Origin of the sequence: Oryzibacter oryziterrae (assembly GCF_021864535.1) — a bacterium.
Taxonomy (GTDB): domain Bacteria; phylum Pseudomonadota; class Alphaproteobacteria; order Rhizobiales; family Pleomorphomonadaceae; genus Pleomorphomonas; species Pleomorphomonas oryziterrae.
Genome location: NZ_JAKJIC010000001.1, coordinates 184,002 through 206,034, shown reverse-complemented (window position 1 = coordinate 206,034; position 22,033 = coordinate 184,002). Strand labels below are relative to the sequence as shown.

20 protein-coding genes are annotated in these 22,033 nt (G+C 64.3%); 1 reads left to right on the top strand and 19 read right to left on the bottom strand.

The window, feature by feature from the left end:
- Positions 1-13: 13 nt before the first annotated feature.
- The 3 genes from L2I41_RS00945 to L2I41_RS00935 are packed head-to-tail and all read right to left on the bottom strand — an operon-like array spanning position 14 to position 4,435.
- Positions 14-3,220, bottom strand: a complete 3,207-nt coding sequence (locus L2I41_RS00945) for an efflux RND transporter permease subunit (RefSeq protein ID WP_237151623.1) — start codon at positions 3,218-3,220, stop codon at positions 14-16.
- A complete protein-coding gene (locus L2I41_RS00940) occupies positions 3,217-4,194 on the bottom strand; it encodes an efflux RND transporter periplasmic adaptor subunit (RefSeq protein WP_237151622.1) in 978 nt (325 codons plus the stop codon). The genes L2I41_RS00945 and L2I41_RS00940 overlap by 4 nt, the downstream gene beginning before the upstream one ends.
- 40 nt (positions 4,195-4,234) lie before the next feature.
- Complete coding sequence (locus tag L2I41_RS00935; protein ID WP_237151621.1) at positions 4,235-4,435, bottom strand: YgaP family membrane protein; 201 nt, start codon at positions 4,433-4,435, stop codon at positions 4,235-4,237.
- Positions 4,436-4,611: 176 nt separating this feature from the next.
- On the opposite strand from L2I41_RS00935, the gene L2I41_RS00930 reads away from it, so the two are divergent.
- Positions 4,612-5,205 (top strand): cation efflux transmembrane domain-containing protein, encoded by a 594-nt coding sequence (locus L2I41_RS00930; protein ID WP_237151620.1) that lies wholly within the window; start codon positions 4,612-4,614, stop codon positions 5,203-5,205.
- Positions 5,206-5,220: 15 nt separating this feature from the next.
- Here the strand turns inward: L2I41_RS00930 and mce are convergent, their stop codons facing one another.
- The 16 genes from mce to nuoF all read right to left on the bottom strand — a co-directional run bounded on the left by mce (position 5,221) and on the right by nuoF (position 22,000).
- Positions 5,221-5,625, bottom strand: a complete 405-nt coding sequence (mce, locus tag L2I41_RS00925; protein ID WP_237151619.1) for a methylmalonyl-CoA epimerase — start codon at positions 5,623-5,625, stop codon at positions 5,221-5,223.
- Positions 5,626-5,662: 37 nt separating this feature from the next.
- Positions 5,663-7,351: a ribonuclease J gene (locus L2I41_RS00920; RefSeq protein ID WP_313791112.1), complete on the bottom strand. Its 1,689-nt coding sequence runs from the start codon at positions 7,349-7,351 to the stop codon at positions 5,663-5,665.
- A gap of 254 nt (positions 7,352-7,605) precedes the next feature.
- Complete coding sequence (locus L2I41_RS00915; protein WP_237151618.1) at positions 7,606-8,238, bottom strand: cytochrome b family protein; 633 nt, start codon at positions 8,236-8,238, stop codon at positions 7,606-7,608.
- 147 nt (positions 8,239-8,385) lie between these two features.
- A complete protein-coding gene (locus L2I41_RS00910) occupies positions 8,386-8,943 on the bottom strand; it encodes a TetR/AcrR family transcriptional regulator (RefSeq protein ID WP_237151617.1) in 558 nt (185 codons plus the stop codon).
- Positions 8,943-9,431, bottom strand: a complete 489-nt coding sequence (locus tag L2I41_RS00905; protein WP_237151616.1) for an HPP family protein — start codon at positions 9,429-9,431, stop codon at positions 8,943-8,945. The genes L2I41_RS00910 and L2I41_RS00905 overlap by 1 nt, the downstream gene beginning before the upstream one ends.
- A gap of 254 nt (positions 9,432-9,685) precedes the next feature.
- Positions 9,686-10,450 carry a biotin--[acetyl-CoA-carboxylase] ligase gene (locus L2I41_RS00900; protein ID WP_237151615.1) on the bottom strand — a complete coding sequence of 255 codons (765 nt, stop codon included), beginning with the start codon at positions 10,448-10,450 and terminating at the stop codon, positions 9,686-9,688.
- A gap of 100 nt (positions 10,451-10,550) precedes the next feature.
- On the bottom strand, positions 10,551-11,981 hold the full coding sequence (nuoN, locus tag L2I41_RS00895) for an NADH-quinone oxidoreductase subunit NuoN (RefSeq protein ID WP_237151614.1): 1,431 nt from the start codon (positions 11,979-11,981) through the stop codon (positions 10,551-10,553).
- 12 nt (positions 11,982-11,993) lie between these two features.
- Positions 11,994-13,523, bottom strand: coding sequence for an NADH-quinone oxidoreductase subunit M (locus L2I41_RS00890; protein ID WP_237151613.1), 1,530 nt, complete (start codon positions 13,521-13,523; stop codon positions 11,994-11,996).
- A gap of 2 nt (positions 13,524-13,525) precedes the next feature.
- Positions 13,526-15,625: an NADH-quinone oxidoreductase subunit L gene (gene nuoL, locus L2I41_RS00885; protein ID WP_237151612.1), complete on the bottom strand. Its 2,100-nt coding sequence runs from the start codon at positions 15,623-15,625 to the stop codon at positions 13,526-13,528.
- Positions 15,626-15,633: 8 nt separating this feature from the next.
- Positions 15,634-15,942: an NADH-quinone oxidoreductase subunit NuoK gene (nuoK, locus tag L2I41_RS00880; protein ID WP_237151611.1), complete on the bottom strand. Its 309-nt coding sequence runs from the start codon at positions 15,940-15,942 to the stop codon at positions 15,634-15,636.
- A gap of 45 nt (positions 15,943-15,987) precedes the next feature.
- Entirely contained in the window at positions 15,988-16,599 is a 612-nt protein-coding gene (locus tag L2I41_RS00875; protein ID WP_237151610.1) for an NADH-quinone oxidoreductase subunit J, read from the bottom strand.
- 61 nt (positions 16,600-16,660) lie between these two features.
- Entirely contained in the window at positions 16,661-17,149 is a 489-nt protein-coding gene (gene nuoI, locus L2I41_RS00870) for an NADH-quinone oxidoreductase subunit NuoI (RefSeq protein WP_237151609.1), read from the bottom strand.
- A 67-nt stretch (positions 17,150-17,216) separates the two neighbouring features.
- The gene (locus L2I41_RS00865) at positions 17,217-17,459 is read right to left on the bottom strand and encodes a hypothetical protein (RefSeq protein WP_237151608.1); all 243 of its coding nucleotides are present in this window, start codon (positions 17,457-17,459) and stop codon (positions 17,217-17,219) included.
- 25 nt (positions 17,460-17,484) lie between these two features.
- Positions 17,485-18,531 carry an NADH-quinone oxidoreductase subunit NuoH gene (gene nuoH / locus L2I41_RS00860; protein WP_237151607.1) on the bottom strand — a complete coding sequence of 349 codons (1,047 nt, stop codon included), beginning with the start codon at positions 18,529-18,531 and terminating at the stop codon, positions 17,485-17,487.
- An 11-nt stretch (positions 18,532-18,542) separates the two neighbouring features.
- Positions 18,543-20,639 carry an NADH-quinone oxidoreductase subunit NuoG gene (gene nuoG / locus L2I41_RS00855; protein WP_237151606.1) on the bottom strand — a complete coding sequence of 699 codons (2,097 nt, stop codon included), beginning with the start codon at positions 20,637-20,639 and terminating at the stop codon, positions 18,543-18,545.
- 71 nt (positions 20,640-20,710) lie between these two features.
- A complete protein-coding gene (gene nuoF, locus L2I41_RS00850; RefSeq protein ID WP_237151605.1) occupies positions 20,711-22,000 on the bottom strand; it encodes an NADH-quinone oxidoreductase subunit NuoF in 1,290 nt (429 codons plus the stop codon).
- Positions 22,001-22,033: the final 33 nt, after the last annotated feature.

Here is a 22,033-nt window from a genome sequence, read left to right as displayed (position 1 = left end):
AGGATATGCAACCTCAAGTCCGCAACACCCTGTAGATCGCGGGGATCACCAGCACGGTCAGCAGCGTCGACGACGCCAGGCCGAACAGCAGCGAAATGGCCAGCCCCTGGAAGATCGGATCGGTCAGGATCACCGCCGCGCCGATCATCGCCGCCAGCGCCGTCAGCAGGATCGGCTTGAAGCGGATCGCGCCTGCGATCACCAGCACCTCGGTCAGCGACCGGTCGGGCGTCTTGGCATGGCCGATGAAGTCCACCAGCAGGATCGAGTTGCGCACGATGATGCCGGCCAGCGCGATGAAACCGATCATCGACGTTGCCGAGAAGGGCGCGCCGAACAGCCAGTGCCCACCAAGGATACCGATGAAGGTCAGAGGGATCGGCGTCAGGATCACCAGCGGCACCTTGAACGAGCCGAACTGCGCCACCACCAGAATGTAGATGCCCAACATGGCCACGCCGAAGGCGGCACCCATGTCGCGGAAGGTCACCCAGGTCACCTCCCATTCGCCGTCCCACAGCACGGTCGAATGCGTCTCGTCCTCGGGCTGGCCATGCAGCGCGATCACCGGCTTGTCGAGACCGGTCCAATCCTGCTTGTCCAGCGCGTCCTGCACGGCAAGCATGCCATAGAGCGGCGCCTCGAAAGCGCCTGCCAGTTCGCCCGTCACCATTTCGGCAAAGCGTCCGTTGTGGCGGAAGATCGGATAGGATGACGCCTCCGCCGACAGCTTCACCACGTCGCCCAGCTCCACCACGCCCCGGTCCCCCGGCAGCACATTGGTCGGCATGGGCGTCGACAGGAAGCGCTCGTCCAGCACCTTGTCGCCCTTCTTGCGCTCGATGCGAATGGGGATCGGCGAGCGCCCCTCGCCCCGGTTGGAGTAACCGATCGTGGTGCCGCCGTTCAGCATCGACAGCGTGTCGAACACGTCGCCCTCTTCCACATGGAAGAACTCGAGGTCGTCGGTCGACACCGTCGCCCGCATCCGCCGCACCGGCTGGCCATAGGAATTGTCCACGTCCACCACGAAGGGCACCGCGCGGAAGGCGGCCTCAACCTTGGCTGCCGTCTCGCGGCGCGTGTTTGCATCCGGCCCATAGACCTCCGCCAGCAGTGTCGCCATCACCGGCGGTCCCGGCGGCGGCTCCACCACCTTCATCGATGTGCCCGCGGGCACACCGATCGTCGCAATGCGCTGGCGGATATCGAGCGCAATCTGATGGCTGGTGCGTGTCCGCTCCCCCTTGGCCTTGAGATTGATCGACACGTCGCCCAGCTGCGGCTCGGCGCGCAGATAGGAATGCCGCACCAGACCATTGAAGTTGAATGGTGACGCCGCCCCGGCATAAGTCTGAACCGAGGTCACTTCCGGCAGCTTCAGCACGATGTCGGCCACGGCTTGTGCCGCCGCATCGGTCGCCTCCACCGACGCGCCCTCCGGCAGATCAATCACCACCTGCAGCTCCGACTTGTTGTCGAAGGGCAGAAGCTTCACCGTCACGTCCTTGGTGTAGAACAGCCCGAGCGACCCCAGCGTCAGCACGCCGATCGTCAGCAGGAACACCCAGGCCCCCGCCTTGGTCGCCAGGATCGGCCGCGCCACCGCGGAATAGATCCGCCCCAGCACGCCACCAGCCTGTCCATGCTCGTGCCCGCCCGCGTGCAGAGGCGCCTTGCCGGCGATCTTCAGCATCAGCCAGGGCGTCACCATCACCGCCACGAAGAAGGAGAATATCATGGCCGCCGAGGCATTGGCCGGGATCGGGCTCATGTAGGGGCCCATCATGCCCGACACGAACAGCATCGGCAGCAGCGCCGCCACCACTGTCAGCGTCGCCACGATGGTGGGATTGCCCACCTCGGCCACAGCCTCGATCGCGGCCTGCCTGCGGTCGCGCCCGTCGCCCATGCCCCAGTGACGGGCGATGTTCTCGATCACCACGATCGCGTCATCGACCAGGATGCCGATGGAAAAGATCAGCGCGAACAACGACACGCGGTTGAGGGTGTAGCCCATCAGGCGCGAGGCAAACAGCGTCAGCAGGATGGTGATCGGGATCACGATCGCCACCACCATGGCCTCCCGCCGGCCGATCGCCACCCACACCAGCGCGATGATCGACAGCGTGGCGAGGCCCAGATGGAACAGCAGCTCGTTGGCCTTCTCGTTGGCCGTCTCGCCATAATCGCGCGTCACCGTGACGCTCATCGTGTCCGGCACCAGATTGCCTTCGAGGCTCTCCACCTTGGTCAGGATCTGCTCGGCCACCAGCACCGCATTCGCACCGGCGCGCTTGGCGATCGCCAGCGTCACCGCCGGCACCCGATGCGTCCCCTTGTCGTCCCGCGTCACCGAGGCGACCAGAGCGTCGGACGTATCGGTATCGAAGGAAACGTCGGCCACATCCCGCACATACACAGGTCGGCCATCGCGGCTCGTCAGCAACAGGTTGCCGATCTCCGCCGGGCTGCGCAGCGTCTCGCCGGCCACCACGGATATCTGCTGCCCGCCGTCGCGCACCATGCCCGTCGGGAACGACGTGTTCGCCCCCGTCACCTTGCCCGACAACTGCTGCAGCGTGATGCCATAGAGCGCCAGCTTCTCCGGATCGGGTGCAATGCGAATGATCTCCGAGGTCTCGCCCACCACATAGGTGAGCCCCACATTGTCGATCTTCGACACCTCGGCCCTGAGCTCGCGTGCCACACGCGTCAGGTCATTGGCCGTCACCGCATCGCCCGCGCCCGGCTTGGGCGTCAGCGTCAGCGACACGATCGCCACGTCGTCAATGCCGCGACCGACGATCAGCGGCTCCGGAATGCCCACGGGAATCCGGTCCGAGTTGGCCTGCAGCTTGTCATGCACGCGCAGCACCGCCGCATCGGACGAAGTGCCCACCAGGAAGCGCGCTGTCACCATCACGGCGTCGTCGCGCGTCTGCGAATAGACGTGCTCCACGCCATCGATGCCCTTGACGATGGTCTCAAGCGGCTCGGTGATCAGCTTCTCGGCGTCTTCCGCCTTCAGCCCCGGCGCCTGCACGTGGATATCCACCATCGGCACAGAAATCTGCGGCTCTTCCTCACGCGGCAGCGTGATCAGCGCCACGATGCCCATGGCCAGCGCAGCCAGCAGGAACAGCGGCGTCAGCGGCGACTGGATGAACATGCGCGTCAGATTGCCCGCGATGCCCAGGCCGTGTTTCAGCGCGTTCATGGCACCACCACGTCATCGCCGGCTGCGAGGCCGGTCAGCACTTCGAGATAGTCCTTGCCGTCCTTGGCGATGGGTTCGCCCACCACCACGGCCCGTTCCACATCCGTCTCGCCGTCCTTCACCGTCACGAAGTCGAGCCCATGCCGCGTCACGACCGCCGCCTTGGGCACCAGCAGCACCCGCGACTGCCCCACCGGCACCTTCACCAGCAGGCGCGCGCCGATGAAGGCCGTGTCCAGCTTGTCCACTTCCACGTCGGCCTGCACCCGGCCGCTCTCGATATCCGGATAGATCTTGGCGAGCTTGCCGGCCACCGCGCCATTCGGCCCGGACATCTCGATCGCCGCCCCTTCCTTGAGCGACGCCGCATGCCGCTCGGGGATCGACAGGCGCAGGAAATAGCCGCCGGAACCGATCGTGGCCACGCTCTCGCCGGCCATGATCACCGCCCCGCGCGTCACCGGCACCTTCAGCACGCGCCCGTCAGCGGGAGCCAGCACGTCGCCCTCGTTGCCCTGCTGCACCACCACGGCGCGCTGGGCCTTGGTCGCCACGATCTGATTGCGGAACACGTCCACCTGCGTGCGCAACTGGTCGAGCCGCTGCGCGGTGGAAACGCCCTTGTCCACCAGCGTCTGGCCGCGCTGCAGCTCCGAATCGGCATTGCCGAGCTGCGCCTCCAGCGCCGACAACTGCGCATCCAAAGCCTGGATCTGGAAGTCGATCTTCTCGTCGCGCACCTTGCCGATCACCTGGCCGGCCTTCACCGTGTCGCCCTCGCTCACCGCAAGCTCGACCAGCGACCCGCCGATCCTTGCACGGGCGGCAATGGTGTCCCTTGTCTCGACCTGTCCATAGACGGTCTTCCACTCAGTGATGTCGGTCGGCGCCAGCATCAGGACCTCAGCCCGAGCCGACCCCGAATTGGCGGCAGCCAGCATCGCTGCCACCAGAAGGAGCGAACGCAATTTCATGAGCTTTTCCCGTCAGATAGATGGTGACCAGGGGGCCATGTCAGAAGGCGCAGCCGGACTTGATCCCGAGCTTCCTGAAGATCATCGCCGCCGGGCAAAATCCGGTGAAAGCCGACTGCAACAGGTTAAGCCCGATGAACACCGTGAACCAGACGAAATAGGTCGAAACATACATAGTCAGGACTACGGACAAGAGCACCATCACCCCGGCAAAAGCGAAGACAGCACGATCAAGCGACATGGGAGCACCTCCAGGTAAATCATTTTATTAGTATGTACTAATATGAAAAACAAAATGCAAGCCCAATGTTGGACCGGGTCCTGTCGTGCCGTCAATGTCCGGAAGAAGCTCTTCCTGCTCCACCTGCCGCTCCGGATCGGATAGACAGAAGAACAAACACAGCGTCAGGTTCCACCATGCCTTCGCCCGCCTCCCCCGCCCTGCGCCCCGCCGTCCTCATCGTTGCCGCCGCCAACCTTGCCTATTTCGGGGTCGAGTTTGTCGTGGCGCTTTCCATCGGCTCGGTCTCCCTCCTCGCCGACAGTGCTGATTTCCTTGAGGATTTCGCCGTCAATCTGTTGATTTTCCTGGGACTCGCCTGGTCGGCGCGCAGTCGCGCACGCCTTGGCATGGCGCTCTCGGTCATCCTGCTGGCCCCTGCGATGGCCTTCCTGTGGACGGCTTGGCGGAAACTTGCCGCCCCGGTGCCGCCCGACGCACTGCCCCTGACGCTCACTGGCCTCGGCGCCCTCACTGTCAATCTCGGCTGCGCCCTGTTGCTGGCCACGCATCGGCATGCCAGCGGCAGCCTGACAAAGGCGGCCTTCTATTCGGCCCGCAACGATGCCGTCGCCAATGTCGCGATCATCGCCGCCGGCCTGGTGACCGCCTATCTCTGGCCGTCGATCTGGCCTGATCTGATCGTGGGCCTCGGCATCGCGCTCCTCAACCTCGACGCCGCACGCGAAGTCTGGCAGGCCGCGCGCGAAGAACACGCTGCCAGCCCCTGATCAAGCGCCCCCCCCTCAAACTTGCTCCAGCTCCACCAGCGTTCCCATGAAATCCTTGGGATGCAGGAATAGCACCGGCTTGCCGTGGGCGCCGATCTTCGGCTCCCCCGTACCAAGCACCCGCGCACCACCCGCCTTCAGCTTGTCGCGCGCGGCAAGGATGTCCTCCACCTCGTAGCAGACGTGATGGATGCCGCCCGACGGGTTCTTGGCGAGGAAGGCCGCGATCGGCGAGTTCTCGCCCAGCGGCTCGAGCAGTTCGATCTTGGTATTGGGCAGCTCGATGAACACCACGGTCACGCCGTGGTCCGGCTCGGCCTGTGGCGGCCTCACAGTGGCGCCCAGCACATCGCGATAGGTGGCGGCCGCAGCCGCCAGATCCGGCACCGCGATCGCCACATGATTGAGCCGTCCGATCATATCCCCAGTCTCCTAAACAGACCGGGATGCCCCCGGCTCAGTCCACCCGCAACACCGTCACTTCGCACAGCGGCTTCTTGCCCCAGCGCTCGTTGGCGGCCGCCCGGATCGAGCGGCGCACCGCCTCGGCCACCATGTCCTCGTCCTTGCGGCGCCCCTTGGGGATCGAATCGATGCACCCGTCGATCGCCTTGGCGAGCACGTCTTCCATGTCCTCGCCCTTGTCGTCCGTCTCCGGCAGGCCGAAGCTGGTGAGCCCGTATTCGGCCATCACCTCGCCCTTGCCGTTCATCACCAGAGTGGCGACGACGACGCCGGCAAAACTCATCTTGCGCCGCTCGTTGACGCCCGAGGCCTCCGGATCGCGGACGAGATAGCCGTCCTTCACCAGGATGCCGAAGGGCACATGATCCACCACGTCGGGCCGGTCGCCCGGCAGCAGGCGGACCATTTCGCCATTCTTGGTGCGAACCACATGCTCGACGCCCGCCTCACGCGCCAGCGCCGCATGGGCGGCAAGATGCAATGCCTCGCCGTGCACGGGAACCGCGACTTTGGGCTTAACGAGGTGATAGAGCTCCATCATTTCGTCGCGGCGCGGATGGCCGGAGGTGTGCACCAGTGCGTCACCGTCGCCCACGATCTCGACGCCCTGCTCCACCAGCTTGTTCTTGATAGCGCCCACGGCCTTCTCGTTGCCGGGAATGGTGCGCGAGGAGAAAATCACCATATCGCCGCGCGACAGCGTCACATTGCGATGCTCGTCGGCCGCGATCTTGGCCAGCGCCGCCCGCGCCTCGCCCTGGCTGCCGGTCACCAGCGCCACCACCTTGTCCGGCGGCAGATAGCCATAGGCTTCCTCGTCGCGGAACGCCGGCAGGCCCTTGAGCATGCCCAGCTCGCCCGCCACGTCCAGCACGCGCTTGATCGCCCGGCCCACCACGATCACCTCGCGGTCATTGGCCGCCGCCGCTTCCGCCACCGAGCGGATGCGCCCGACGTTGGAGGCGAAGATCGTCACCGCCACGCGCTTCTTGGCGCGCGCGATCACCTCGGCCATGCCATGGGCCACCTCGCCCTCGGAGGGCGAACGGCCCGGACGCGGCGCGTTGGTGGAGTCGCAGACCATCGCATGCACGCCCTCGGCGCCGATCTCGGCCAGACGGACCAGATTGATCGGTTCGCCCACGCGCGGATCGTGATCGATCTTCCAGTCGCCGGTGTGCAACACATTGCCCATGGGCGTGCGGATCAGCACCGCCGTCGGCTCGGGCAGCGAATGGCTCATCGCGATCAGTTCGAGGTCGAACGGCCCGATCGAGAAGCGCTGGCCCTGCGTCACCACCGACGTGGGAATGCGCGGCGCATGCGGCTCCATCTCGCGCTTGGCCGTGTGCAGCGCCGCAGCAAAGGGCGTCATGTACACGGGCACTTCCAGCGCCGGCCAAAGATCATACAGCGCGCCGTAGTGGTCCTCATGGGCATGGGTGATCAGGATGCCAACGAGATCTTCCTTGTGCGCCTCGATGAAGCGGATGTCCGGCAGGATCAGATCGACGCCCGGCAACTCGGGGCCGGCGAAGGAAACGCCGCAATCCACCATCAGCCACTTGCGCTCATGCTCGGGCCCGAGCCCATAGAGCGCGAGGTTCATGCCGATCTCGCCAACACCACCAAGCGGCAGGAAAACCAGCTCGCTCGCACCCTTGATCTTCTTGACTGCCACGCCTTGTCACCCCGGCCACCCGGCCGCCTTCATCTCATTTTCACTGTTGGTTTCTTCGTGACGGGGATTGGCGCCAAGGTCAAGGAAGAAAGGGGGATATGCGCCTCGCTGGCCTGGATTGTGCCCTCTGTGGTTACGGAGAAAAGCCCCGGCTCCGCGCCGGATTAAGGGTAGGAGCAAAAGGCGCGGCGCGTGCAAGCCTGGTTGTCGGCAAAGCTGCCGAATGAGGCCTGAGGGCCCCACCCGATCCCGCGTCACCTGCGGCCTGTCACCGCCGGGACCTTGGCGCGCCGTCGGTCCGTCGCAAACCTCAATGCCATCGCCACGAAGATCAGCACCATATAGGGCCAGTACATCGCCGGCATCATCACGGCGCGCCGGCCAAAGTTGATGGCGAAGAACACCGCGATCAACCAGACGCCACCCGTGTGCAAGGCGCGCCAGCGGCGGGCTCCGATCAAGGCCACCGCTTGGTCGAAGGACGTTATCGCCAGGGCCAGGATCACGGCATAGCCAAAGCCGCCGGCGATGAAGGTGACCGGCGAAGTCAGTTGATCGAAGAGCTGCGGGTCAATCTTCGACAAGACAATGATCCCCGCCGCGTGAACCCCGTGCGAGAAGGCAAAGGCCAAACCGAGATACCGGCGGTTGGTGAGCAGCCATTCAGTCAAGGGCGCGCGGAACAACGCCGCGAGGCTCGAGGCTGTAAACGCCAGCAGGAACAGCACAAGCGAGGTCCGCGCCGTCAAGCGGATCACCATGCGCGCGCCTTCGACCGGCTCGGAGGAGATCGCCAGACCGGCGACACATATGGCCACCACGCAAAGGGAGAGCCAGGCCATCAGGGCCCAGCCGCTGAAGAAGACACCAGAAGCATTTCGTAGCATCGCACATCTCCATGCCGCCCCAGCACGCCCTTGCGGCTGTCTGGACTATGGCGATGCAAACGCGATCTTGCGCGCGTCAACATGTACCGGTGCGCATTCTGGCCCAACGGGAGCTGGCCACCCAAGCCGCCCCCTCGAATGTCCGCCTCAACTCCCCGACACCCTGCCCCGCAGTGTCTCCAGCACGGCGCGGAACCGCTCTTCGTCCTGGAGCGCCCGTGCCAGGACGATCGCGCCCTGAATGCCGGCCACCGTCTCTCCAGCGAGCCGATCGGCGTCCGCCACCGCAACGCCTGAGCGGCGCAAGGCAGCCCCCAGTACCTCGACCCAGCGCCCGAAATACGCCCTGATGGCCTCGGCGAACCGGTCCCGTGTCTCATCGAGCGCAAAGGCCCCGACCAGGCAGATGCGCTGGCCCGAACGAAAATAGCTCTCCACCCCGGAGAACATCCGCGCGATCCCTTCCTGCGGCGCCTCGTCCTCCAGTGGCCGGAAGATGTTCACCTCGAACCAGTCGCGCACATGCGCGAGCACGGCCTCGGCCATCTCGTCCTTGCCGCCGGGGAAGAAGTGATAAAGGCTTCCCTTGCCCAGCTTGGTCGCCTGGGAGATGCGGGCGATGCTGGCGCCTTCGAAGCCATGGCGCCGGAACACCTCGGCCAGCGCCGGCAGCACATCCTCCCGCTCGGCAACAACGCGCGCCATCAGCCTTTCCTCATCGGATAGACCGTACCGCTCAGCCGGTGGAACACCGTCGCCACACCCACCAGCACGCAGGCGCCCGACAGGACTGGCAAAACCAGGAAGCCGAACCCCGGATTGGCTGCAAACACCACCAGCGGCGTCGCCCCCGCCGGCGGATGGGTGATGCGCAAGGCCGTCATCAGCGCGATAGCCAGCCCAACCGCCAGCGCCGCCGCCCACCAGGCGTCCGGCAGCGCCAGCCGCAGGAGAAGACCGATCAACGCCGCCAGCACATGCCCACCCACCACGTTGATCGGCTGTGACAGCGGGCTGCTGGGCAGCGAAAACAGCAAGACGCAGCTTGCCCCAAAGGGCGCCATGATCAGGAGCGCATGGGCATAAACCGACGAAGCCCCGATGATCCCCACGGCAATCAGTCCGCCCAACCCGGCGAGCAGCGAATGTCGAAGCGGCTGATGGGCCTGGTGACGCGTAAAGAAGGACTTCATCTTGATACCGATCGCTACATGATTTACCGATCGGTACAAAGACGTAACATGAATGTCAATGATGATTGTGCCGCAGAGACCTGCCCGCCACGCCAGCCTAGCCGAAAGGATCGATTGGGAAAGCTTGGTACAAATGGCTGCAGTGCCCGTTGTGGGAGCCGCAGATGAGGCTAAGCGAAAGCCAGTCGTTCACCGCAGGGATTTGCTGGAAGGATGTCGCCCCCTCGGGAACGGCAACCAACCGAAGCGCGCAGTCACCTACCCGCCTTTCCCCCCATCCCGCCAAAGAACACATCCCCCGCCGAGATCGCCTCAACCTGCCCCCCGGCCCGCAGCAACAGCCTTCCGTCCGCATCCAATCCGTCGAACACGCCTTCGCGCGTCCCGTTGGGCATGCGTACGGTGATGGTTTCGCCCACGCCGCGCGCCCGGGCGAGCCAGGCCTCGCGCAAGGGGGCGAAGGAGCCGTCGCGCCAGGCGTCAAGCCGCTGCTTCATCCGTGCCGCAAGCACCGGCAGCAGGTCGTCCGGTTCCACCGGGTAGCCGAGGCCGGCGAGGTCGGCGGCGGGGTATGGCGTGCCCTCCGGATGATGGCGGCAGTTGATGCCGATGCCGATCACCACCACCTGCCCCTCGGCCTGGTGCGCCCCTTCAATCAGGATGCCGCAGATCTTTGCCCCGTCATAGAGGATATCGTTGGGCCACTTGATCTCCAGCGGCGCGCGGGCGAAGGGCGGCAGCACGTCGGCAATGGCGTCATGCACCGCCAGCGCCACCACAAGCGGCAGGTTACCTAACCGCGACATTGGCGCCGGGTTTCTGAGGAGCAGGGAGACGTAAAGGTTGCCTTTCTCGGACATCCACGCCCGCCCCTGGCGCCCCTTGCCGGCCAGCTGACGACGCCCCATGACCCACAGGCCGGAGGCTTCGCCCTCGCGCGCCATCTCCAGCGCCAGCGTGTTGGTGGAGCCGACCTCGTCGAAAATCACCACCCGGTAGCCCTCGGGAAGCTCAGTCATCCCCGTCTCCAAAATGCGACCGGGGCGGCCATGCGGCACGCCCCGGAAACAGGATCAATGCATATTTTCAATGCCTTGCGGCATGATCTTCACCGCATCATCAGAACAGCGTCTTGGCAGCGGCCGCCGCAGCAGCACCGATCGGGCCGGAGATGAAGGCAAAGAAGATGACGAACAGGCCGGAGACGCCAAGGATCGCCTTGAGCTCGAGGGCCATCGGCACGAAGCCTTCCGCCGGTTCGTCAAAGAACATCACCTTGACGATGCGCAGATAGTAGTAGGCGCCAACAACCGAAGCCAGCACACCGATCACCGCCAGCCAGTAAAGACCGGCCTGCACCGCCGCCTGGAACACGAAATACTTCGCGAAGAAGCCAGCGAAGGGCGGAATACCAGCGAGCGAGAACATGATCATGCCCAGCAGGAAGGCCATCGGCAGGTTGGTCCGCGACAGACCGGCCAGCTCGTTGATGTCCTCCACCATGCCACCGGCGCGGCGCATGGAGATGATGCAGGCAAAGGCACCCACCGTCATGGCAAGATAGGTGGCCAGATAGATCAGCACACCCTGCACACCCGCCTCATTGCCCGCCGCCAGACCAGCCAAGGCATAGCCCATGTGACCGATCGACGAGTAGGCCATCAGGCGCTTGATGTTCTTCTGACCAATGGCCGCAAAGGCACCGAGAATCATCGAGGCCAGCGCGATGAAGGCCACGATCTGCTGCCAGTCCTGCTGCACCGCATGCAGCGGCTCGATCACAACGCGGATGAACACGGCCATGGCCGCAATCTTCGGCGCAGCGGCGAAGAAGGCAGTGATCGGCGTCGGCGCACCTTCATAGACGTCCGGCGTCCACATGTGGAACGGCACGGCCGAAACCTTGAAGGCAATGCCGGCGCTCAGGAACACGATGCCGAACACAAGACCAAGCGAGGCGCGGCCTTCGCCGGCCAGCGCCGAAGCAATGCCGACGAAATCGGTGTGCCCCGTGAAGCCATAGATCAGCGACGCGCCATAGAGCAGCATGCCCGAAGACAGCGCGCCCAGCACGAAATACTTGAGGCCGGCTTCCGTCGAACGCGCATCATCACGATGGATGGCGGCGACAACATAGAGCGCCAGCGACTGCAGCTCGATGCCCAGATAGACCGAGATCAGGTCGGACGCCGACACCATCATCAGCATGCCGAGCGTGGCCAGCACGATCAGAACCGGCAGCTCGAAGCGGGCGAACTTTTCCGCCTTGGCGAAATTGCTGGCCATCACCACCGCCAGCGCCGAACCGGCCAGCACCAGAACCTTCAGGAAGCGGGCAAAGCCGTCCACCACGAAGGCGCCGTCGAAGGTCGAACCCTCTCGACCGACCACCACCGCCAGCATGGCGATCAGGAGCACAATCACCGCGCCCCAGCTCACCTTGCTGGTGGACTTCTCGCCGCCAAAGGCGCCGAGCATCAGCAGGACCACAGCGCCAATGCCGAGCGTCAGTTCCGGACAGGCGAGTGCGAAATCAGGAAGTGCGTTCATGTCGACAAGGCCTCAGCGGATGAGCAGCGCCGGAGCGGCGGAAGACGCCGTCTGGCCGGCGGCGGAGATCGCCGCCTGATAATTGTGGATGAGCGCATCGACCGACGCGGCGCAGGCGTTGAGCACCGGCTGCGGATAGACGCCGAAGACGATCACCAGCACCACGAGCGGCACCAGGATCACCATCTCGCGAGTCGACAGGTCGACGATCGACTTCAGGCTGGCCTTGGTCAGCGCACCCCACACGACGCGGCGGAACAGCCACAGCGCATAGGCAGCCGACAGGATCACGCCCGTGGTCGCAAACGCGGCAACCCAAGTGTTGGCCTGGAAGGCGCCAGCCAGCGTCAGGAATTCACCGACGAAGCCGGAGGTGCCGGGCAGGCCCACATTGGCCATGGTCAGGATCAGGAAGATCGTCGCATAAACCGGCATGCGATTGACGAGGCCGCCATAGGCGTCGATGTCGCGGGTGTGCATACGGTCGTAGACCACGCCGACGCAAAGGAACAGCGCGCCGGAGACCAGACCATGGCTGAACATCTGGAAGATGGCGCCCTGGATGCCCTGCACGTTCATCGTGAAGATGCCCATGGTCACGTAGCCCATGTGGGCGACAGACGAATAGGCGATCAGCTTCTTGATGTCTTCCTGCACCAGCGCCACCAGCGAGGTGTAGATGATCGCCACCACCGACAGGGTGAAGATGAAGGGTGCCAGATCGGCGGACGCAGACGGGAACATCGGCAGCGAGAAGCGCAGGAAGCCGTAGCCGCCCATCTTCAGGAGGATCGCGGCCAGCAGCACCGAACCGGCGGTCGGCGCTTCCACGTGCGCATCCGGCAGCCAGGTGTGCACCGGCCACATGGGCATCTTCACCGCGAAGGACGCGAAGAAGGCCACCCACAGCCAGGTCTGCATGGACACCGGGAACGGCTTGTTGACCAGCACCGTGATGTCGGTCGTACCGGCCGACCAGTACATCGCCATGATGGCGATCATCATCAGCACCGAACCGGTCAGCGTGTAGAGGAAGAACTTGTAGGACGCGTAGACGCGCCGCTTGCCGCCCCACACACCGATGATCAGGAACATCGGGATCAGACCGGCTTCGAAGAACACGTAGAACAGCACCAGGTCCGTGGCCGAGAACACGCCGATCATCAGCGTTTCCAGCACCAGGAAGGCGATCATGTATTCCTTGACGCGGCTCTGCACCGATTCCCAGCTCGCCAGGATGCAGAAGGGCATCAGGAAGGTGGTGAGCAGCACGAACAGCACCGAGATGCCATCCACGCCCATGCGATAGGCGAAGAACGCGCCCATCCAGTCATGGCTTTCCTGCAGCTGGAAGCCGGGGTTCTTCGGATCGAAGCCGGTCCAGACGCCGATGGACACCAGGAAGGTGACGACCGTGGTGATGAGCGCCACGCGCCGGATGTTCAGGATCGCGGCCTCGTCCTGCGCCCGGATCATCAGGATGAACAGGACGCCTGCCAGCGGCAGGAACGTGGTCAGCGAAAGAAGCGGCAGTCCGCTCATACTCAGTGTCCCCCGGCGAACATGGCATAGGTGATGAGGGCGGCGACGCCGATCACCATGGCAAAGGCATAGTGGTAGAGATAGCCGGTCTGCAGGCGCACGACGCGAGCCGTCACGTCCTGCACGCGCGCGGCAACCCCGTTCGGGCCGAAGCCGTCGATGATGGTGCCGTCACCCTGCTTCCAGAACAGGCGACCGATGGCGAGCGCCGGCCGCACGAAGATCAGGTCATAGAACTCGTCGAAATACCACTTGTTGAGCAGGAACTTGTAGAGCCCCTGATACTGGGTGGCGAGCGCCTTCGGGCGGCTCGGATCGACGATGTAGAACCAGTAGGCGACCAGGAAGCCCACCACCATGGCCACGAAGGGCGAGGCCTTGACCAGGAAGGGCACCAGATGCGCTTCATGCAGGATGTGGTTGTCGGCACCATAGAACAGGGCCGTCTTCCAGAACTCCGCCTGCTCCTCGCCCACGAAGTGGCCGTAGAACACCATGCCGGCCAGCACCGCGCCGAGCGACAGCACCGCCAGCGGGATCAGCATCACGGCCGGGCTCTCATGCGCATGGTCGTAGACCGACTTCTCGGCGCGGCTCTGACCGAAGAAGGTCAGGAACACCAGACGCCAGGAGTAGAAGGAGGTCAGCGACGCAGCGAACACCAGCAGCGCGAAGGCGAGACCGGAGAAGGCATTCTCGCCAGCGTAAGCGCTCTCGATGATCGCGTCTTTGGAAAGGAAGCCGGCAAAGCCGATCTCCGTGCCGGGGATGCCGACACCGGTGATCGCCAGCGTGCCGAGCGTCATCGCCCAGAAGGTCAGCGGGATCTTGGAACGCAGACCGCCCATGTTGCGCATGTCCTGCTCATGGTGGCTGGCATGGATCACCGAGCCGGCACCCAGGAACAGCAGCGCCTTGAAGAAGGCATGCGTGAACAGGTGGAACACGCCGGCACCATAGGCACCCACGCCGAGCGCCACGAACATGTAGCCGAGCTGCGAGCAGGTCGAATAGGCGATCACGCGCTTGATGTCGTTCTGCACGAGACCGACGGTCGCCGCGAAGAAGGCCGTCATGGCGCCGACCAGCGTCACCACCGTCAGCGCCGTGTGGCTGAGGTCGAACAGCGGCGACATGCGGGCAACCATGAACACACCGGCGGTCACCATGGTGGCCGCATGGATGAGGGCCGACACCGGCGTCGGGCCTTCCATGGCGTCCGGCAGCCAGGTGTGCAGCAGGAACTGGGCCGACTTGCCGCAGGCGCCCATGAACAGCAGCAGGCAGATCACGGTGATCGCGTCCCACTGGCCCCACAGGAAGTGCAGCGTCTTGCCTTCGGCGGCAGCGGTGTTGGCGAAGATCTGGTCGAAACTGATCGTGCCGAACATCACGAAGATGCCGAAGATGCCCAGCGCAAAGCCGAAGTCACCGACGCGGTTGACCACGAAGGCCTTGATGGCGGCGGCCGAGGCCGACGGCTTCTTGTACCAGAAACCGATCAGCAGATAGGACGCAAGACCCACGCCTTCCCAGCCGAAGAACATCTGCACCAGATTGTTCGACGTCACCAGCATCAGCATGGCGAAGGTGAAGAGGCTGAGATAGGCGAAGAAGCGCGGACGCGACGGGTCCTCGTTCATGTAGCCGATCGAATAGAGGTGCACCAGCGAGGACACGGTGTTGACCACCACCAGCATCATCACGGTCAGCGTGTCGACGCGGAAGGACCAGTCGACCGACAGCGTACCCGAGGTGATGAAATCCAGCACCTTGATGCTCTGAGCCGCTTCGTGGCCCTCACCGAAGCCCACCTGCAGGAAGGCAACCCAGGACAGGATGGCCGAGACGAACAACAGGCCGGTCGTCACCAGCTCGGCAAGGCGCGAACCGGGCGCCGCCGGCTCCACCGCGTGGTGGTGATGGTCGTCGCCATGGTCGTCATGGCTGTCGTGACCATGGTCGGCAGGAGCGTGATCGCCGTGGCCGTGGGCATCATGCCCGCCGACCGGGGCCGGTACGGTGGCCGCCGCGCCGAACAGCGAGATGGCGCCGGCAATCAGGAAGCCGATCAGCGGCAGGAAGACGATGAGGGAATACATCTTCGGGATCAGCCCTTCATCATGTTGACGTCTTCGACCGCGATGGTGCCGCGGTTGCGGAAGAACACGACCAGGATCGCAAGGCCGATGGCGGCCTCGGCGGCGGCGACCGTCAGGATGAACAGGGCAAACACCTGTCCGACGAGGTCACCGAGGAAGTGGGAGAAGGCGACGAGGTTGAGGTTCACCGCGAGCAGGATCAGTTCCACGCTCATCAGGATGATGATGACATTCTTCCGGTTCAGGAAGATGCCGAGGATCCCGAGCGTGAACAGGATCGCAGCAACCGACAGGTAGTGCGCAAGTCCGATGACCATGGGGTCAGCCTTCCATTACGACGTGAGGGAACAGACGGCGGATCATCACAGACCCTTCCCCGATTCCACATGCTTGACTTCGATGGCGGTGGAGCGCGTACGCGCCACCTGAACGGAGATATTCTGGCGCTTCACATAGGTGCGGTGACGCAGCGTCAACACGATGGCGCCGATCATGGCCACCAGCAGCACCATGCCAGCCGCTTCAAAGAAGAAGACGTAGCGGGTGTAGATCAGCTGGCCGAGCGCCATGGTGTTGGACGTGGTCGCCAGATCCGGCGACGGAGCGGAAACGCTGCTGATGGCGGTCGGTGCCATCACCCAGGCGCCGGCGACGGCCAGCAGTTCGGCGAGGAAGATGATCCCCACCAGCACGCCGATCGGCAGATACTGCATGAAGCCCTGACGCAGCGCGGCGAAGTTCACGTCGAGCATCATCACGACGAACAGGAACAGCACAGCCACCGCGCCCACATAGACCACGATCAGCAGCAGCGCCAGGAACTCGGCCCCCACCAGCATGAACAGGCCCGATGCGCTCACGAAGGTGAGGATCAGGAACAGGACGGAGTGAACGGGATTGCGCGAGGAAATCACCATCACTGCGGATGCGATGGCAATCGCCGCAAACAGATAGAAGAACAAGGCCTGTATCATCTCTCTTCAATCCCCTTGGGTCGTCTCACCCAAATCCCCGTAACGTCCGGCGTCCTTCGCATCAGCGGTAGGGCGCATCCATGGCGATGTTGCGCGCGATCTCGCGCTCCCAGCGATCGCCGTTGGCAAGGAGGCGTTCCTTGCTGAAATAGAGTTCTTCGCGCGTCTCGGTGGCGAACTCGAAGTTCGGGCCTTCGACGATCGCTTCCACCGGGCAGGCTTCCTGACAGAAGCCGCAGTAGATGCACTTCACCATGTCGATGTCATAACGGGTGGTGCGGCGCGTGCCGTCATTGCCGCGCGGACCGGCCTCGATGGTGATGGCCTGCGCCGGGCAGATGGCTTCGCAGAGCTTGCAGGCGATGCAGCGCTCTTCGCCATTGGGATAGCGGCGCAAGGCATGCTCGCCACGGAAGCGCGGCGAAACGGGGCCCTTCTCGAAGGGATAGTTGATCGTAGGCTTCGGCTTGAAGAAATAGCGCATGGCGAGGAAGAACCCCGACACGAACTCCTTCAACAGAAGCGACTTGGCCACCTGATCCAGTTTCATCGCAGCACGCGTCCTTTTGCTTGCCCGTCCACGAGTCGCCACTGAGGCGCCTCGCGCAATCTTCATTTCAACCGTGTCCCGGCAAACCCGTTCCGGCCACCGAAACACCCAGCCACCAGCCGAGACCGCCGAACACCAGCGCGTTCACCACGAACAGGCCCCGCATCAGCAGATCCGACTGCCGGGGCGTCAGCCGCCCCGGTGTCTTCTCGATCCCCTTCCGGATCAGCGAGGCGATCACCCCGAAATCCAGAACCCCAATTCCGACGCCGAACAAGGCACCGATGACACCCGCCAGAGGCAGTTCCATGTGGCCCTCCCCCGCTTCAGCGCTGTCAGGCGGCCCAGCCGGTCACCTGCAGCACACCGGCCACGATCACCACGAAAGCGAGCGACAGCGGCAGGAATACCTTCCAGCCGAGACGCATCAGCTGGTCATAGCGGTAGCGCGGCACCATCGCCTTGGCCATCGCGATGAAGAAGAACATCAGCAGCGACTTCGCCAGGAACCAGACAATGCCCGGCACCCAGGTGAACGGCGCCACGTTGATCGGCGGCAGCCAGCCACCCATGAACAGGATGGTCATCATGGCGCACATGGTGCAGATGGCCACATATTCGCCGAGCATGAACATCATGTACGGCGTTGAGCCATATTCCACCATGAAGCCGGCCACCAGTTCCGACTCCGCTTCGACCAGGTCGAACGGGGGGCGGTTGGTTTCGGCCAGTGCCGAGATGAAGAACACCACGAACATCGGGAACAGCGGCAGCCAGTACCAGTTCAGGATGGTCAGCCACGGCAAGTGCAGCATGTCCGCAAGACCGGTCTGCTGACTGCGGACGATCTCCGACAGATTGAGCGAACCGGCGCACAGCAGCACCGTGATGATCACAAGGCCGATCGAGACTTCGTAGGACACCATCTGCGCCGCCGAACGCAGCGCCGACAGGAAGGGATACTTCGAGTTCGAAGCCCACCCACCGATGATGATGCCGTAGACCGACAGCGAGGAGATGGCGAGCACGAACAGGATGCCGACGTTGATATCGGCCACCACCCATCCGTCATTCACCGGCACCACCACCCAGGCCAGCAGCGCCAGCGTACAGGTGATGAGCGGCGCCAGCAGGAACAGGCCCTTGGAGGCACCCGACGGAATGACCGGCTCCTTCAGCACGAACTTGAGCAAGTCGGCGAAGGACTGGAACAGACCCCACGGGCCCACCACGTTGGGGCCGCGGCGGATCTGCACGGCGGCCCAGATCTTGCGGTCAGCAAGCAGCACATAGGCGACGATCACGAGGAGCACCACCAGAAGCAGGACGCTTTCGGCGGCGGTCACCACGACGGGCCAGACGATATCGGACCAGAAGTTCATCGTGTCGTCTCTCACTCGGCTGCGGCTTCATGCATGGACGCTGCCAGGGCCGAACACTCGGCCATGATCTTGGACGCCCGCGCAATCGGGTTGGTCAGGTAGAAATCGCCCACGGCGAGATCGAAGGGCTCGGAACGGGCGGCACCGCCGACGCTGGCCAGCTTGGCAACCGCCTCGGCGTCGTTCACCGGCGCGGTATCGAGCGCGGCCAGATGCGGCAGCTCGGCATAGAGCTTGGCACGCAGCTGGGTCAGGCTGTCGAAGGGCAGCTTCTTGCCGAGCACATCCGACAGCGCGCGCAGCACGGCCCAATCCTCACGCGCTTCGCCCGGGGCGAAAACGGCGCGGTTGGTCATCTGCACGCGGCCCTCGGTGTTCACATAGGTGCCTGACTTCTCGGTATAGGCCGCGCCCGGCAGGATCACGTCGGCGCGATGCGCACCGGTGTCGCCATGGCTGCCGATATAGACAACGAAGGTCTTCTCGCCGAGATGCTGCGCGCCGAACTCGTCGGCCCCCAGCAGGAACAGCAGGTCGAGGTTGCCCTTGGCCGACGCGTCAATCATGCCGGCCACGTCAAGGCCGCCCTGCCCCGGCACGAAGCCGACGTCCAGGCCACCGACGCGCGACGCGGCGGTGTGCAGCACGGCAAAGCCGTTCCAGCCATCCTTCACCGCACCGATCTCAACGGCAACCTTGGCCGCCAGCGACAGCACCGCCTCGCCGTCATGGCGCAGCAGCGGGCCCTGCCCCACGATCACCAGCGGCTTCTGCGCGGCGTTGAGCTTGTCGGCAACCGACGCTTCGAGATTGGCCAGCGTCTCGGCGCCGGCGCCGAGATAGGTATAGGGATAGGTCAGGTCGAGCGGCTGACCGATCACGAAGATCGGCAGCTTGCCGCCGGACTGGCGCCAGCTCTTGCGGATGCGGGCGTTCAGCACCGCCGCCTCATGACGCGGATCGGAACCGACGATCAGGATCGCGTCGGCCTGTTCGATGCCGGCAATACCCGGGTTGAAGGTATAGCTGGCGCGACCGAACTTCGGATGCAGCTTGGTGCCGTCCTGACGGGCGTCGAGATTGCTGCTGCCGAGCGCGGCCATCAGGCCCTTCAGCGCATAGAGTTCTTCAACCGAAGCGAGATCGCCACCGATGGCGCCGATCTTGGCGGCCGTCGTCGAACCGAGCTTGGCCTTGATGGCCCCGAAGGCTTCCGCCCAGGTCGCGGCGCGCAGACGACCGTTCTCCCGCACATAGGGGCGATCGAGGCGCTGGGTGCGCAGACCGTCCCAGATGAAGCGGGTCTTGTCGGAGATCCACTCCTCGTTGACCTCTTCATTGAGACGCGGCAGCACGCGCATCACTTCGCGGCCGCGGCTGTCGACGCGAATGGCCGAGCCGAGCGCGTCCATCACGTCGATGGATTCGGTCTTGGTCAGTTCCCACGGACGGGCGTGGTAAGCATAAGGCTTGGACGTGAGGGCACCGACCGGGCAGAGGTCGATCACGTTGCCCTGCAGCTCGGAGCTCAGCGCCTTCTCGAGATAGGTGGTGATCTCCGCGTCTTCGCCGCGCGAAATCAGGCCCATGTCGGTGACGCCGGCCACTTCCGTGGTGAAGCGGACGCAGCGCGTGCAGTGGATGCAGCGCGTCATCGACGTCTTCACGAGCGGCCCGAGATACTTGTCCTCGACGGCGCGCTTGTTTTCCTGGAACCGCGAACCGGACACGCCATAGGCGATCGCCTGATCCTGCAGGTCGCACTCACCGCCCTGATCGCAGATCGGGCAGTCGAGCGGATGGTTGATCAGCAGGAACTCCATCACGCCTTCGCGCGCCTTCTTGACCATGGGCGACTTGGTCAGCACCACCGGCGGCTCGCCGTTCGGTCCCGGACGCAGATCGCGCACGTTCATGGCGCAGGAAGCCGTCGGCTTCGGCGGACCACCCTTCACTTCCACAAGGCACATGCGGCAGTTGCCGGCCACCGACAGCCGCTCATGGAAACAGAAGCGCGGCACCTCGGCGCCGGCCTGTTCGCAGGCCTGCAGCAAGGTCGCTTCCGGAGCGACGTCAATCTCGACACCATCGACGATCAGTTTAGCCATGTCCGGCCCCAAACCTTCCTGAAAATGGACATCGGTTCGCCCTGAGGGCGCCGAGATCCACCCCTAGCTTCTCACTCCGCAGCCACCTTGTGGGCGGCCTGGTAGGCGTCGATGCGCTCCTCGACCACATGGCGGAAATTCTTCATCAGGCCCTGGATCGGCCAGGCCGCCGCGTCGCCAAGGGCGCAGATCGTATGACCTTCCACCTGCTTGGTGACCTGCAGCAGCATGTCGATTTCGGACTTGTCGGCCTGCCCCTTCACGAGGCGTTCCATCACGCGCCACATCCAGCCGGTGCCCTCGCGGCACGGCGTGCACTGGCCGCAGCTCTCATGCTTGTAGAAGGCGCTGAGGCGGGCAATCGCCTTGATCGGATCGGTGGACTTGTCCATCACGATCACGGCGGCGGTGCCAAGCGAGGAGCCAACGGCACGCAGGCCGTCGAAGTCCATCAGCGCGTCCTTGATCTGCGCACCCGGCACCATCGGCACCGACGAACCGCCGGGGATCACGGCCAGCAGGTTGTCCCAGCCGCCGCGGATACCGCCGCAATGCTTATCGATCAGTTCCTGGAACGAAACGCCCATCTCTTCTTCGAAGGTGGCCGGCTTGTTCACATGGCCAGAGACGCAGAAGAGCTTGGTGCCCGCGTTGTTCTGACGACCGAAACCGGCAAACCACGAAGCGCCGCGGCGCAGGATGGTCGGAGCCACGGCGATTGACTCGACGTTGTTCACCGTGGTCGGGCAGCCATAGAGGCCCACGTTGGCCGGGAACGGCGGCTTGAGGCGCGGCTGGCCCTTCTTGCCTTCCAGGCTTTCGAGCAGCGCGGTTTCCTCGCCACAGATATAGGCGCCGGCGCCGTGGTGGACGAAGACGTCCATGTCCCAGCCCGAACCGCAGGCGTTCTTGCCGAGCAAACCCGCGTCATAGGCCTGATCGATGGCGGCCTGCAGACGCTCACGCTCCCGCATGAATTCGCCGCGCACATAGATGTAAGCCGTATGAGCGCCCATGGCGAAGCCGGCCAACAGGCAGCCTTCCACCAGATGGTGCGGGTCATGGCGAAGAATTTCACGGTCCTTGCAGGTGCCCGGCTCGGACTCGTCGGCATTGACCACCAGATAGTGGGGCCGGCCGTCGTTCTGCTTGGGCATGAAGGACCACTTCAGGCCGGTGGGGAAACCGGCGCCGCCACGGCCACGCAGACCCGAGGCCTGCATTTCCTTGACGATCCAGTCGCGCCCCTTGGCGAGGATATCCTTGGTGCCGTCCCACTGGCCGCGCTTCAGAGCACCCTGAAGCCCCCAGTCATGGCGACCGTAGATATTGGTAAAGATGCGGTCCTTATCCTGCAGCATATCCTGCTTCCCCGGACTTCAAATCGGTTCCAG